Annotated in this window: 15 protein-coding genes and 1 pseudogene; 2 read left to right on the forward strand and 14 right to left on the reverse strand. The window is 68.0% G+C overall.

Translation table 11 applies throughout. The annotated features are described in order from the left end of the window. The first annotated feature begins 45 nt into the window (after positions 1-45). Entirely contained in the window at positions 46-516 is a 471-nt protein-coding gene (locus H4281_RS19905; protein WP_182892433.1) for a MarR family winged helix-turn-helix transcriptional regulator, read from the forward strand. Here the strand turns inward: H4281_RS19905 and H4281_RS19910 are convergent, their stop codons facing one another. From H4281_RS19910 to H4281_RS19970, 14 genes and pseudogenes are all read right to left on the reverse strand, one after another. Next, a complete protein-coding gene (locus tag H4281_RS19910; protein WP_182892434.1) occupies positions 517-1,323 on the reverse strand; it encodes a nucleoside-diphosphate kinase in 807 nt (268 codons plus the stop codon). After that, on the reverse strand, positions 1,320-2,150 hold the full coding sequence (locus H4281_RS19915) for a spermidine synthase (RefSeq protein WP_182892435.1): 831 nt from the start codon (positions 2,148-2,150) through the stop codon (positions 1,320-1,322). The genes H4281_RS19910 and H4281_RS19915 overlap by 4 nt, the downstream gene beginning before the upstream one ends. Beyond that, entirely contained in the window at positions 2,147-2,539 is a 393-nt protein-coding gene (speD, locus tag H4281_RS45635) for an adenosylmethionine decarboxylase (protein ID WP_246412135.1), read from the reverse strand. Before speD ends, H4281_RS19915 begins: the two co-directional genes overlap by 4 nt. A 60-nt stretch (positions 2,540-2,599) precedes the next feature. Further along, positions 2,600-3,667 (reverse strand): annotated as a pseudogene (locus tag H4281_RS19920) (type III PLP-dependent enzyme); the annotation flags it as partial. 24 nt (positions 3,668-3,691) lie between these two features. Further along, complete coding sequence (locus tag H4281_RS19925) at positions 3,692-4,447, reverse strand: AAC(3) family N-acetyltransferase (protein ID WP_312872143.1); 756 nt, start codon at positions 4,445-4,447, stop codon at positions 3,692-3,694. Positions 4,448-4,541: 94 nt separating this feature from the next. Continuing rightward, positions 4,542-5,732, reverse strand: a complete 1,191-nt coding sequence (locus H4281_RS19930; RefSeq protein ID WP_182892437.1) for a cytochrome P450 — start codon at positions 5,730-5,732, stop codon at positions 4,542-4,544. 14 nt (positions 5,733-5,746) lie between these two features. Continuing rightward, a complete protein-coding gene (locus H4281_RS19935) occupies positions 5,747-6,562 on the reverse strand; it encodes an ABC transporter permease (protein ID WP_182892438.1) in 816 nt (271 codons plus the stop codon). Then, positions 6,559-7,518 (reverse strand): ATP-binding cassette domain-containing protein, encoded by a 960-nt coding sequence (locus tag H4281_RS19940; RefSeq protein ID WP_182892439.1) that lies wholly within the window; start codon positions 7,516-7,518, stop codon positions 6,559-6,561. The genes H4281_RS19935 and H4281_RS19940 overlap by 4 nt, the downstream gene beginning before the upstream one ends. Positions 7,519-7,539: 21 nt before the next feature. After that, positions 7,540-8,385 (reverse strand): DUF4097 family beta strand repeat-containing protein, encoded by an 846-nt coding sequence (locus tag H4281_RS19945; protein WP_182892440.1) that lies wholly within the window; start codon positions 8,383-8,385, stop codon positions 7,540-7,542. Positions 8,386-8,461: 76 nt separating this feature from the next. Then, complete coding sequence (locus tag H4281_RS19950) at positions 8,462-8,983, reverse strand: YlcI/YnfO family protein (protein WP_182892441.1); 522 nt, start codon at positions 8,981-8,983, stop codon at positions 8,462-8,464. A 345-nt stretch (positions 8,984-9,328) separates the two neighbouring features. Continuing rightward, positions 9,329-9,733, reverse strand: a complete 405-nt coding sequence (locus tag H4281_RS19955) for a MerR family transcriptional regulator (protein ID WP_182892442.1) — start codon at positions 9,731-9,733, stop codon at positions 9,329-9,331. Positions 9,734-9,775: 42 nt separating this feature from the next. After that, complete coding sequence (gene efeB, locus H4281_RS19960; protein ID WP_182892443.1) at positions 9,776-11,008, reverse strand: iron uptake transporter deferrochelatase/peroxidase subunit; 1,233 nt, start codon at positions 11,006-11,008, stop codon at positions 9,776-9,778. A gap of 19 nt (positions 11,009-11,027) precedes the next feature. Further along, positions 11,028-13,061, reverse strand: coding sequence for an iron uptake transporter permease EfeU (gene efeU / locus H4281_RS19965; protein WP_182892444.1), 2,034 nt, complete (start codon positions 13,059-13,061; stop codon positions 11,028-11,030). A gap of 76 nt (positions 13,062-13,137) precedes the next feature. Then, positions 13,138-13,707 carry a TetR/AcrR family transcriptional regulator gene (locus H4281_RS19970; protein WP_182892445.1) on the reverse strand — a complete coding sequence of 190 codons (570 nt, stop codon included), beginning with the start codon at positions 13,705-13,707 and terminating at the stop codon, positions 13,138-13,140. A gap of 71 nt (positions 13,708-13,778) precedes the next feature. Between H4281_RS19970 and H4281_RS19975 the strand changes: the two genes are divergently transcribed. Further along, on the forward strand, positions 13,779-14,363 hold the full coding sequence (locus H4281_RS19975) for a dihydrofolate reductase family protein (RefSeq protein ID WP_182892446.1): 585 nt from the start codon (positions 13,779-13,781) through the stop codon (positions 14,361-14,363). Positions 14,364-14,384: the final 21 nt, after the last annotated feature.

A 14,384-nucleotide genomic window follows, 5' to 3' on the forward strand; every position in this document is an offset into this window, starting at 1 on the left:
GATAGACAATCAGGTTGTCCATATAGTCAACGAGGTTGTCTACCTATGTCAAGCGATCCGCCCGGATACGAGCTGCCGCTGCGCCTGCTGTTCGCCTTCCGCAGCCTGATCGACGACCTGCACGCCGAACTGGCGCGGCAAGGCCACCCCGGCCTGCGCCCGATGCACGGTTTCGTCTTCCAAGCGATCGGCCCGTCCGGCACCACCGCCGTCGAACTGGGCCGCACGCTCGGGGTCACCAAACAGGCCGCCGGAAAGACGATCGACGCCCTGGAACGCCTCGGCTACGTCCACCGGGAACGCGACCCCGGCGACGGCCGCCGCATGCTGGTGCGGCTGACAAACCGAGGTCTCGACTGCCTGGCCAAGTCCGCGCAGATCTTCGACCGGCTGCGGGCGGAGTGGGCTGAGACCTTGGGCGCCGGGCGGCTGCGGGCGATGGAGGAGGATCTGCGGAAGGTCGCTTCGCCGGAGTCCGCGCGACTGGATCTGCCGGGATGGTTCTCCGGGCACTGATCACGCGTCGCGGGTGTCGAGCACCAACTGCTCCAGCTTCGAAACGAAGATCCCGTGCTCAGCGAGGGCAGCCTGATCCGGTGGCGCCCCGGCGAGTTCTCCGAGCCCGAGGCTGGTGAGCCGCCGCTGGATCGACGGGTTCGCCCGCTCCGCGACCAGGCGACGTTCACCGCTGGTCCGGCAGACGGCGATCCGGTCCCGCTCGTCGTCCAGCGCGGCCTGGAGTCCCTCATCGCCCGGCGCGAACTGCTGCCCGATCCGCCGCCGGATGCGATTCACCGCGACCGGGCCGGAAATCGCCTCCCAGCCGTGCGTCGCCGGAAGACTGGCACGCAATGCCGCGGCCCCGCGCAGCACACCGGACATCGCCTCGGCGCGGTACCGCTCGGCAGCCTCCTGCCCGACCAGAATCGACAGTTCGCGCGCCGCGTTGCCCGGGTCGTCCGGGGAATGCAGGAGATTGAGGATGACGTTCTCCCCGAGGTACCGCACCGTCCCCGGCTGTGCGGCGTCCGGCCGGGTCGCACCCTTGCAGCGCGTCAAGGTCGCACAAGCCTCCCCGGCGGCGCGATGCAGCAGGAGCAGACACGCCGCTCCCGAACCGTAAAGCCGCGCGAACGGATCGTTCTCCGGATCAACCGTTTCCGACGCCCGGTACACCCGCATCATCGTCGGCAGATCCAGCTGAAGCACCCGGCCGGTCACCACTGCAAAACCGTTGCGCTGCAGCAGCTCCACGATGGAATCGAACGCCTCACCGACCACTCCGTCCGGAGTGATCAGCGCGAACGTCCACCTGTCGGTCACCGGCGAAGACTGATCGGCGGAACCGTCGCCCCGCGCAACGTCAGAGCGTCAACCGACACCGGCCGGTACGGCAGGGCCGCCAACCGCTCCACCATGGTCTCCACCGGCACTTCCCCGTCCGCCCCGAAGAAAAACGCCCACTCGTGCTCCGGCGACCCGAAGTAAACCGGCGTCGGGAAAACCTCCTCGAAGCGGCGCCAGCATTTCACCAACGTCGAGTTCCGCCACAACGTCGGACACCCGCCCTGATACGCCACCACCCCGCCAGGGGCCAGCAGCGACCGGCACTGCGTCAGGAATTCCCTACCGTACAACCGATTGTGCTGAGCATCGGTGTCGTCCTGCTCATCCGGCAGATCGACCAAGACCACGTCGTACTTCTCCGCACAGGCGTGGACGTACTCCCACCCATCGACGTAATGCACCCGAACCGGCCCCTCGCCACGCTCCGCCCGAGCCAGCTCAGCCGACGTGTACCCGTACGGAAGATGCTCCGCGCAAAGCCGAACCGCCTCCGCGTCGATGTCCACGTGGTCGACCGAAGCACCTGCCTCGGCCGCGATCTGGCACACCACGCCTTCGCTGGACCCGACGACCAAGACACGATCCACAGTGGACGCCAGCAGCAACGCCGGAACCAGCAACGCCTCGTGATACACCAGCTGGCTGAACTCAGTGCTCTGCCGCTCGTCGTCGCAGAACAGCGAAATCCCTTGCGCCGTCTTGCCGATTACCAGGTGCTGGTAGGAAGTCCGCGTGTCGACCAGCACGTCCGAGACATGCCACCGCCGGGTCAGTCCAGCGCCGACTGGTTCCTCAATGTTCAACTGTCTTCCTGTCCTCTGTGGATAGTGGTCACCCGTGAAACACTCGCGCCGAGCAAGTCCCGCAACAACTGAACCGCCAGTTCCGGATCCGCCTTGTGCCCGCAGGTGAACACATCCACGAACGCCGACCCGCGCTCCGGGTAGGTGTGGATCGAAGCGTGCGACTCCGACAGCAACGCCATCGCCGTCACCCCGTGCGGTTCGAACTGCTTGTACGTCAGCTCGCACACCGTCGCGCCAGCCTTGTCCAGCACGCGTTCCAAGCTCTCGCACAGAAACACCGGGTCGTCGAGCAGCTCCGCGGCCACCCCGGAAAACTCCGCGAGCACATGCCGCCCAGCGAATTCCCCCACTCCACCGGCCTCCCCGCCGACGAAGTACGACCGCAGCGGCGGAAACCCGTTGAACGACACCGAAGAATAACTTTGCGTGTACGCCCCAGCGTCCGGAATATCGACGTAATCCCCAGCCCGCAACGCCAACGGCAACCGATACGGCGTGCGCTGATAAAGCACGTCGTCCCCGTCGCACGTCGGCCCAGCGACCACAACGGGCCCGTCCGGACCGCCATCGTGCGCAGTGACCAATCGGTACGCGATCGCCTCGTTCTCCGTCTCGGCAAGCCCGCCGTACCGGCCGATGTCGAGGTACACCCAACGCTTCTCGTCCGCCGCGGACTTGCGCGACACCAGCACGACCTCGCTGCGAATCACCCCGGCCGACGCCACCACCGCCCGCCCCGGCTCGAACGACAGCTCAGGCACCACCGCGAAATGCCGCCCCACCGCGTCGCGAACAACGGCCGCGTACTCCGTCAACGGCGGCGGCTCGCTCAGATAGCCAACCGGAAACCCGCCGCCGATATTCAAGCCTCGCAAGGAAACCCCGCGCTCCGCCACCGCACGAGTCACCTCGCCCGCGGCAGCGATCCCGGCTTCCCAGGCCCGCGGATCACCATGCTGCGACCCAACGTGAAACGCGACCCCTTCCGGGTCCAGCCCCAGCTCCGCCGCCCGCGCCAGCAGGTCGACCGCCATCTCCGCGGAACAGCCGAACTTGCGCCCGAACGGCGTCTGCGATCCAGGACTGTCCACGAGAATCCGGCACGAGACAGTCGATCCCGGCGCGAACTCCGCGAGCTTTTCCAAGTCTTCCAGGCTGTCGAAGGTAAACCGCCGCACCCCCACGCGGTGCGCGAACTCGATGTCCCGCGCCTTCTTCACCGGGTTGCCATAGGACAGCGAATCGGGCCGCACCCCTTGCGCGAGACACAGCTCGATCTCCTCGCGCCCCGCGACGTCGAATCCCGCTCCCGCTTGCCGAAGAACCCGCACGACCTCCGGCGCCGGATTAGCCTTGACCGCGTAGTACATCCGCGCTTCCGGCAGCGCCCGGCGAAGCCGCTCGCAGTTCCCGCGCACCACGTCAAGGTCCACGACCAGACACGGCGTCGGCGGCTGCCGCTCCTCCAGGAACGCCCGGCAACGTTCCAGAACCTGCGAGAACCCTTCAGTCACAACGCCCGAGTATAGGTGCCGGCTTCACCGAAGCAGCTCCGCGAGCCTCCGCCGAGCGAACCCTACGAACGGTACACAGTCCATTACTTGGCAGTCCGCCGCTCCGATCTTCCCCCGCCGCACGCCGCCCGTCTCCCCGAATTCCGCCCCGACCTGAGGAAAGAAGCGCCCGTTGTCGTCCCCGACGTCGTCGGTCCGCACCCACACCCGCTCCCCGTCCACAAGGTACGGAAACCGCCGGACCTTCCGCCGATGATGCGGGACGAGAGACTCGGCGTAATGCAGGAACGAGTTCCGGTCATGCCCTACCCCGAGCAGCAGGATCCGCGCCCGCTCCCGATACAGCCACTCGAACGGCGACCCCCGCCCCACCGCATACGCCAGCGGCTGCCGTCCAGTCACCTCCGCTGCCCGCTCCCCCACCGCAGCCACTGACGCCTGCGGATGCCGGCTGCGACAGCTGCCCTCCCACCCCAGCACCGCGTTGGGAATCGCTCCCATCGGCGTCGCCAGCCCCTCGTGAAACAACGGAACCCGCGCCCGCGCCTCATCCGCCTCGGCGTCCCCCGCATGCTCCGGAAACGGATCCGCCACCTGCGGCGTGAACGCGGGCGCCACCACCGTCCCCGCGGCTTGCAACAGCCCCCGAACCACCGCCTCCGCCCCGCCGTCCACCTCCCCGAACGCGGACAACGACGAATGCACGATCACCGCACCGCCGCTGACCCCCAGCTCCCGAAGCCCCGCACACACCGCGTCCGCGTCGACCACAACCGCCACGTTCTCCCCTGACCGGCCGATCGGCTCTGGCTCGGCACTCCGAAGAGCACCGAGCCAGAGCCGGACAATCAACTGCGAGGGAGCCGCCTCGACCTCACCAAGCGACGGGCAACCGCAAAACCCCGTAAATATTCTGCACCTCAGGCCGCAACGAAACTTCCCCCGCCACCCGCAACCCGGGAAACCTCCGGGCCAGCGCGGGCAACGCCACCGTCATCTCCACCCGAGCCAGCTGCTGCCCCAAACACTGATGAATCCCATGCCCGAACCCGACCTGCCCCGCCGCGACCCGCCGGACATCCAGCTCGTCCGGCCGCTCGAACTTCTCCGGATCCCGATTGGCCGCCTGCACCGACAGCACCACCGTCTCCCCCGCCCGGATGACCTGCCCGCCGACCTCGACATCCTCCAGCGCGGCCCGCACCCCGGTATGCGCGATGGACAGGTACCGCATCAACTCCTCGACCGCACCGCCGGCGGCGTCCGGTTCATCCCGCACCACCGCCCACTGCGCCGGATTGCGCAGCAACGCATACGTCCCCAGCGCCAGCATGTTCGCCGTTGTGTCCAGCCCAGCCGCGAGCAGGAACGTCCCCAGCCCCGCCAGTTCCTCGTCAGTCAGATCGCTGCCGGTCAGGTCGCTGAACAGATCGTCCGTGGGCGCGGCCCGCTTAGCCGGTACCAGCGAAGCCACATACTCCTGCAACTGGCCATAAGCAGTCATCCTTTCCTCTTCGGAAAGAGCAACGTCGCTGATCGCCGCGGCATACCCCAGAAAAGAAGCCCGATCCGAATAAGGCACCCCGAGCAATTCGCAAATCATCACCGCGGGCACCGGATGCGCGTAAGCCTCGAGCAGATCGACCCCCGGTCCGGCCTTTTCCATCGCGTCCAGGTACTCGTCGGCGACCTCGGCGACCCGATCGCCGAGCAACCGCATCCGCCGCACGGTGAACTTCCCCGTCAGCAGCTTCCGGAACCTCGTGTGCTCCGGCGCGTCGATTCCGGTCATGTCTCCCACCGGAGCGGACGGCAATTCCGGGAACTGCTCCATCCCGGGAAACGGATAGTGCCACAATTCGTACCGATTGCTGAACCGCTGGTCCGCCAGAATCGCCCGGACCTCCGCGTGCCCGGTGGCCAGCCAGCCCACGTGCCCGTCCGGGAACGCCATCCGCGTCAGCGGAGCCCGCTCCCGCACCGCGGTCAGCGAAGGCGGAGGATCGAACGGGCATCCCTCCGCCCGCCCCATCGGAACCCCTTGCACGATCTCCTCGCCAGTCATCCCCCATGCCCCCTTCAGTGTGCGTATTCGCGATTGAAAAGCTTCTTGGACCAGAGATAGCCGCCGATGCCCATCACGGCGCACCAGCCGAGCGCGAACCACAGGTGGTTGCCGAGCGGCTTGTCGAGCAGCAGCGCACGCAGGGTCTCGATGATCGGCGTGAACGGCTGGTATTCGGCGAACCACCGCAGCGCGCCCGGCATCGAGTCGGCCGGCACGAACCCGCTGCCAAGGAAAGGCAGCAGCAGCAACGGCATCGGCGTGTTGCTGGCCGATTCGACACTCTTGCTCACCTGTCCGAGCGCGACGCACAGCCACACCAGCGCGAGTGCCACCACCACCAGGAAGCCGACCGCGGCGAACCACGAACCGACCCCGGCGGCGGGCCGGAACCCGACCAGCAGCGCGACCCCGGTGACCACCACGAGCCCGAACAACGCTTGCAGCACACTGCCGAGCACGTGCCCGGTCAGCACCGAAACCCGCGCGATGTGCATGGTCCGGAACCGGGCGATGACCCCCTCGGTCAGGTCCATCGCCACCGAAATCGCCGTGCCCTGCACGGTGGCGGTGATGGTCATCAGCAGGATCGTCGGCGCGACGAAGTTGGCGTACTCGGCTCTGCCGCCGCCCGCCCCGCCTAACCCGGCGCCTAGCGTGCCGCCGAAAACGTAGACGAACAGCAGCAGGAACACGACCGGCATTCCGACCAGCATGATCGTCAGCGACGGATACCGGAGCATGTGCTTGAGGTTCCGGCGCAGCATGGTCAGCGAATCGCGCACCGGGTGGAACCGCAGATCCGGTCCGGCGAGAGCGGGAGCAGTCATCGGGAAGTCACCTTTTCGTCAGTGGGGTTGCCAGTCAGGGCAAGGAAAACGTCGTCGAGATCGGGGGTGTGCACGGACAGTTCGCCGACCTTCACCGACAACGCGTCGAGCCGGTCGATCACCGTCTTGAGCGACTGCAGGCTGCCGTCGCTGGGCACGCGCAGCACCAGCGCGTCGTTCTGCCGCGAAGCCTCGCTCAGCGCCCGCTGGGCGCGCCCGAGGTCGGCCTCGTCTTCGAAGCGCAACTGGACGTGGCCGCCGGGGATCTGGCGCTTGAGCTCTTCCGCGGTGCCTTCGGCGACGATCCGCCCGCGGTCGAGCACCGCGATCCGGTCGGCGAGTTCGTCGGCCTCTTCGAGGTATTGCGTGGTAAGGAAAATCGTGACCCCGCCGGCCACCAGCTTGCGCACGATCTCCCACATCGCGCGGCGGCTGCGCGGGTCGAGGCCGGTGGTCGGCTCGTCGAGGAAGATCACCTGCGGGCTGCCGACCAACGTCAGCGCCAGGTCGAGCCGCCGCCGCATGCCGCCGGAGTACGTCGACACCGGCTTCTTCGCCGCTTCGACGAGATCGAACTGTTCGAGCAGCTCCGCCGTGCGCTGCCGCCGGGCGGTCCGGTCGAGGTGGTGCAGATCCGCCATCAGCAGCAGGTTTTCCTCGCCGGTCAGCAGATTGTCGACGGCGGAGAACTGCCCGGTGACCCCGATCGAGGCGCGCACCCCGTCCGCTTCCGCGGCGAGGTCGTACCCGGCGACCCGCGCCGCACCGGCGTCGGCATTGATCAAAGTGGACAGAATCTTCACCGTGGTGGTCTTGCCCGCGCCGTTCGCGCCGAGCAGCGAGAAGACCGTGCCGCGGGCGACCGTGAGGTCGATGCCGTCGAGCACGACGTGGTCGCCGAAGGATTTGCGGAGTCCGGTCGCGGCGATCGCCGGCCGGGAATGGTTGCTGGACATAGGTTTCTCCCCAAGCTGTGATCAGGAACGGTGGATGACGATCTCGCCGAACGCCGTGTGCCCGCGGACCTCGACGGTCTCCTTGGACTCGCCCGCGCCGCTCGAGGTCTCCAGCTGGTTGCGCACGTGGCCGAAGTTGGTCTTCACGTCGAGCCAGGCCGCGGTGCCCTCCGCGATACCGATCCGCAGGTCGCCGATCGCGCTCTCCAGCAGGACCGAACCGCGCACGACCTCGCCGAGCCGGATGGCCCCGTTGGACGTCTTCGCGTCGACCCCGGCGCCGGCGTGCTCGACCGTGATGTCGCCGTTGGCCGCACGCACCCGGACCTCGTCGCCCGCGGACTCGATCGTGGTGTCTCCGTTGGAGTTCTTGACGACCACGGTCCCGTCGACCGGGCCGAGCCGGACCTTCCCGGACGACGTGGAGACCTCGGCGTCGCCGGCGACCTCCTCGACCGTCACATGGCCGACCGAGGTGTCGACGCGCAGCGGGCCGGTGCGGTCGAGGCTGACGTTCCCCGCCGCGGTCTTGAACCGCGACTGCCCGAGCTGCCCGGTGCTCTGGAACGCACCCGCCTGCACCTCGGCGGCGATCCGCGAGCCTGCGGGCAGTTCGACCGTCACGTCGACCGAGCGGGTCTTGCGGGAGAAGTCGAACGCCCGCATCTTCGGGCCGGTGACGTGCAGCATGCCGTTGCTGTAGTCGACGCGGATCTGCTTCGCGGTCTTGACGTCGGACGAGTCCGTCTCGTCGGTCGGACGGACTTCCACGACCGTGTCGGCGCGGTCGCTCGCGGCGAACCGGACGTGGCCGACGCCGAGGTCGAGGGTGACGGAAATCGGGTCGGGCGTGTCGAATTTAGGCATGGTTGTCCCCACGTTTCGGATAGGTGTGCCGTCTCCGCAGGTCAGAGACGGGTGAAGGAGTCAGCGAAGAAGGGAGCTACCGGACCCAGCCGGTGAAGCTCTGCTTGGAAAACGTGCCGCCGGGCGATTCGAACCGCTGTTCGCGTTCGGGCCGCTGCTGCAGCGCCGCGGTGGCCGCCCGGACGAGCCAGGCGTTGACCGACCGGCCCTCCTTGGCGGCGGCCTCCTCGACCGCGGCCTTGAGCTGTTCGGGCAGCCGCACGTTGATCCGCGCGGACGGCCCGTCCTCGGAGAACAGCGGTTCGGCTTCCGGAGCCGGTTCGGCCGCGGGAGCCGCGGCCGGTGCGGGTTCGGCGGGCGGCGCGGTCACGACGAAGTTCGGGTCGCGGCCGCGCAGACGCAGTTCGACCGAGCCGGGCGCGAGGTCCCGGGTGATCTCGTCGACGGCGCCGGACAGGGTGTCCAGGAGGGTCATCCGGATCGCCGATTCGAGCGATCCGGTGAGCCGCTCGACCAGCGCGCGTCCCTCTTCGCCGCCGGCCTCGGCCAGCGTCGCGAATTCCCGCCCGAGGTTGCTTACGTACGTGGTCAAGTCCATGGCACCACTATGGCACACACTTGGCACCAACACAAGCCACCTTGGCTCAGATTGGCACCACTATGGCACCCAAGTCAGCAAAACAGCAGCTCAAGCACTGGCACCACCCCGAAAATCCGGCACCACGATGGCACCTCCCCCCGTCCCCCAGCCAGACACCCCCGCGCCCCGGCCCCGCTCCGCACCGCCCCAATGTGGCATTGGGTGCATGCGACGCACCCAATGTGGCGTTCGGTGCGCATAACGCACCCAATGCCACATTGGGGCTTCCTCAGCAGCGTGCTGTGCGGCGCACCGGCCGCCGAGACGCGCCGGGCAAGGACATACGTGCTCCGGCCCGGCCGGCTACCTGACCGCCTTGGCGACCGGCAGCTCGACTCCGGCCCGGAACCCAGGGCACTCGTCCAGCGCGCCCTCGTGCCGACAGGTCATGAGATGCTGCAGATAAGCCTGCGCGTCGAGCAGCCGGGCTGCCTGCTCCTGAATCGCCTCGATCCGGGACGCGACCGTGCTCCGCCAGTCACCGGACCGGCCGCGGACTCCGAGCAGCACGGCGATGTCGTCGAGGCTCAGGTGACCGGTCTCCCGCCAGGTGCGGATCAGTGCGATCCGGTAGAGCTGGTCCCGATCGTAGAACCGCCAGCCGGAGCGGCGGTGCGGTTCGATCAGGCCGCAGCTCTCCCAGTAGTGCAGCGTCGAGGGCGGCACGTCGAAGCACGCCGACACCTCGCCGATCGAGTACAGGTCCATACCTCATTGCACCGCACCTCGACCGCTAGAAGCAAGGTTAGCCTAACCAAATAGACCGCTGGCATACCAGTCGGCCTGGTCGCGGACGCCCGGCAGCACGAAGAAGTAGCCGCCGCCGAACGGCTGGACGTAGTCCACGAGCGGTTCCCCGGCCAGCCGCTGCTGCACCGTCTCGAACTGCCGCCGCACGTCCTCCTGATAGCAGACGAACACGTGCCCGGCCTGGAGTTCCCCGTTCGCGTCCACACCTAGGTCGTAGTTGTAGGAGCGGCGGACCAGGCGCTGGTTGTCGGTGGCGGGCGTGCGCGGGTTGGCCTTGCGGATGTGCGCGGTCAGCGGGATCACCGCGCCCTTCGGGTCGGCGGCGTAGTTCGGGTTGTCGGTCTCGGCGTTGCCGTCCAGCGGGGCACCCGAATCGCGGCGGCGGCCGAACATCTTCTCCTGTTCGTTGATCGACACCCGGTCCCAGAACTCGACCAGCATCCGGATCAGCCGCACCACCTGGTAGCTGCCGCCGCGCGCCCACGCGGGCTCGGCCGGATCGTCGACCCACACCAGCCCGCCCGCCTCGCCACCGACCGGATTCGCCGTGCCGTCCTTGAACCCCAGCAGGTTCCGGCCCGCGCCGGACGGCCGCGGCGGCGGGTTGTAGCCGTGCATCTTCCACCGCAGCTGCATCGCGCCGCGGGTGTGCCGGGTGAGGTCGCGGAGCGCGTGGTGCACGGTGTCCGGATTGTTGGCACACAGCTGGATCAGCAGGTCCCCGTGCATCCAAGCGGCTTCCGGCGCGTCGTCGGGGAAGATCTTCATCGGGGTCAGCTTTTTCGGTTTCCGCGCCGCGAGGCCGACGCGGTCGAAGAGGCTCGCGCCGAACGAAACCGTGACGGTGAGGCCGTCGGCAGGGACGGACGGGCCGAGCACCTCGCTGTCCGACGGCGGCCTTCCGACACCCAGATTCGGAGGCGTTCCGCCGGCGGTGAGGAACCGGGCTCGGTCGGTGAGCGTGTGCAGGAGCGCGATCAGGTCCGTCTTCGAGCCGCTGAGCAGGTCGAAGGCCACGAAGGCGGCGGAAGCCTGTTTTTCGGCCGGAGCCGGGGTGAGCACGCCGGACTGGTTGGCGCCGTGGAACGGGTACTCCGTCGCCGGGGTCGGAGCCGCGCCGGCGGAGCGTTCGTCGGCCTGGGCACCGCCGATCAGCACGCCTCCGGTGAGCGCGGTGCCTGCCGCGCCGGCGGCCGCGCCTTTCAGGAAGTTGCGGCGATTGACGTTCGTCACTTCGGGATTCACCAGCCGATCAGTGGCTCGGGGGAACTTCGAGCAGAGTGGGCACCGCGGACAGCGTCTCGACGACAGCGCCGGCCGCGCCGTTCACCGCCTGCCGCTGGGCGAGGGTGGTGGGTGCGTGGTTGACCAGCGCTTCGTGCAACGTGGTGAGCTGCTTCGCCGCTGTCTTGACCAGATTGGGGGCGCGCTCGTTGAGCAGCGGAGTCAGCTCGGCCAGGACGATGCGAGTGACGTCGAGGTCAGCATCCGTTGCGGCGTAAGCAGTCCCGCTGCCTTGGTTGTCCATTCCGGACAGATGGTCGCGGATCGCGTCTTCCAGGATTTCGTGTGCGCGGATCGGCAGCTTCGTGGGATCGCCCGCGACGTCGTCGGTGGCGAGTTTTCCGCGCAGGCTCGCGAGATCCTGGGCCAGCTGGTCGGCGACCGGGACCAGTGACGCCGGAGCCTGGCCGTGCCACAGGCCGTACTCCAAGCGGTGCAACCCGGTGAATCCGGGATCAGCTGTGTTCGCGGGCAATCCGTTGGGCAGCCCGTCGACGGCGGTACCCGTGTCGCCGAAGCTGTTGTAGGACGCGCCGACGCGTTCCCACGCGAGTTGCGCCGTCAGCCAGTCCTTCTTCGCCGCTTCAGTGTTGTTTGCGGCCAAATCCGCGCGGACCGTGCCCACCGCGGCCGACACCGTGCCGAGCTGCTGGGCCGCGTAGGCGAGATATTTCTGATTCGGTCCGGTGAGATCTTCGGTGGTGACCGGTTTGACCGGAGCCGGGGCGTCGTTCGCCGCGCCGCCGCTGACCTGCACCGGAGCCGACGCGGTGGTCGACTGCCCGGACATCAGGCAGTGGAAGGTGTAGGAACCGTCGGCCAGCGTCGCGGACATCGTGGCGCTCGTGGCCGGGCCGATCGTCTCGATCTCCGCGACGATCCCGCCGCTGCTGTCATCGAGCCGGATCTCGCCCGCCTTCGCGGTTTTGTTGGTCACCGTGATGCTCTGCGTCCCGGCCGGTGCGGACTTCCATTCCGGCGCGCAGTCGTGATCGGTCACCGAGATCGCAGAACCCGTTGCGGACTGGGGAAGCGCGGCGATCACCAGCGCAGCCACCGCGACCGGCACCAGCACCAGCGCGCCCGCGACGATCGCGGTGTGCTTGCCCGCCAGCCGTTCCCACTTCCCCGCTGGCTCCGGTTCGCTTACCTGCTTTCGCTCGACCGGCTGTCGACCGGCTTTGACGAACAGCGGGATCACGACGGCGAGGTAGACGAGCCAGGCCGTCACCTGCAGCACGGTCATCCGGGGCGTCAGCTCGGTGACACCGCTGATCAGCGAAACCCACCACGAGTTCGGGTCGAGCGTGCCGGCGAGGTCGAAGGCGACCCAGCTCTGACCGGGCAGCACTCCCCCGTCCTGGAGATCACCGAGACCGTAGGACAGCACGCCCGCCGCGATGACGATCAGCACGAATGCCGTGCGGCTGAAGAAAACGCCGAGGTTGAGCTTTACCGCGCGGCGGTAGAGCAGCCAGCACAGCAGGATCGCGAGGCCGAGCCCGAGCGCCGCTCCGGTCAGCGGCGCGACCGTCGTGCCGGACGCTTTCACCGCCGTCCAGAGGAACAGCGTGGTCTCCAGGCCCTCGCGGCCGACGGCCAGGAACGCGGTGAGCGTAAGCGCGCCCGCGCCGATCGCCACCGCGCGTTCGACCTCGCCGCGCAATTGCGCGGAAAGCCCCATCGCGGTCCGCCGCATCCAAAACACCATGCCGGTGACGAGGAATACCGCGAGCACGCTCAACGAGCCGCCGACGATCTGCTGCGCCCGGGAAGAAAGGACATCGGTGGAAAAGGTGAGAATTGTGGCGAAACTGCCCGCCACGGTCACCGCGCCCAGCACGCCCAGCCATACCGGAGCAGTGGAAACCGTGCCCGTCGTGCCGTCTTCCGGCCGCCGGATCTTGCGCAGCACGGCCAGCAGGATGCTCACCACGAGGCCTGCTTCCAGCCCTTCGCGCAAGCCGATCATCAGGTTCGGAACCGCGTCTGCCCACTGCACGCAGATTACGATAGGCAAACCTAAATTGACGGTCGAGAGCGGGCCGGGAAACGGTTCTTTTTCTCCCGGATAGTCCCTATTCGGGGCCGATGATCCGTTCGACCGCCTCGCTGATCAAGTGTTCCCGTTCCGCTTCGGAGAAAACGTCCGGCAAGGTCAGCTGTTCGACGATCAGCCAGTTCAACGCGAGAATCAGCAGCTTGACCGCCGTGGCGTCGCCGGGCAGCCCGGACGCCACGTGGTACGCGACGTTCCCCTCGACGTCGGCCCGGACCCGCTCCGTCAGCACCTTCCGCAACTCCGGCCGTCGAGTGGCCTCGAGCCGAAGCTCCAGCAACGCGAGATACCCGGTGCGAAACGCCGCGATCCGGCTGACCAGCTCGCGCATCAACTGGGCATACGACTCGCGGTCCCCGAGCCCGGGCGGGAGCGAATCGTCTTCCGGCTGCAACCGCTCGTACACCCGGGCCCCAGCCTGCGTGAAGAGCTCGTCGCGGTTGGCGAAGTAGTTCGACGCGGTGCCCGCGGGAACGCCGGCCTCCCCGTCGACCGCCCGGAACGTCAGCCCGCGCGCCCCCTCGCGCGCCAGAACCTCGATCGCCGCGTCGACGAGCGCAGCCCGCCGCTGGTCGTTCCTCCGCACCATTTGACACCACTCCAGTTGTAGTTGTACGGTTCAAACCACTTCAACCATAGTACTACAGACGGAGTTACCAGATGCGCAAGCTCGTGTACTACATCGCTGTCACCCTCGACGGCCGCATCGCCGGCCCCGCGGGCGAGTTCGACTTCTTCCCGCAGGGCGACGCTCAGCAGACCGCCGCCTACATGGGATTCATGAACACGCTGTACCCCGAAACCATCCCGACCGCCTTCCGCGCCGCCGCCGGGGTCGAGGACGCCCCGAACCGCCGGTTCGACACCGTCCTGATGGGCCGCGCGACCCATCAGCTCGATCCGAGCGTCCCCAGTCCCTATGCGCACCTTCGCCAGTACGTCGTCTCGAGCACCCTGAAACCGGACATCGACCCGGCGGTGACCGTCGTGCCCGGGGACCCAGTCAGCCTGGTCAGAGACCTGAAGAAGGAGGAAACCGGAAAAGACATCTGGCTGTGCGGCGGCGGCACGCTGGCCGGGGCACTGCTGCCGGAGATCGACGAGATCGTGCTGAAGAGCTACCCGGTAGTGGCCGGCGCCGGGATCCCGATGGTGGAGGGCGGGTTCGATCCGACGGTGTTTTCGGTGGCGGAGCGGACCGCTTTCCCGAACGGGGTCACGGCCACCCGGCTTGTGCGGAACTAGGCGGACAGGCCGTGCCGGAGC

This window comes from Amycolatopsis dendrobii (assembly GCF_014145675.1).
GTDB lineage: Bacteria > Actinomycetota > Actinomycetes > Mycobacteriales > Pseudonocardiaceae > Amycolatopsis > Amycolatopsis dendrobii.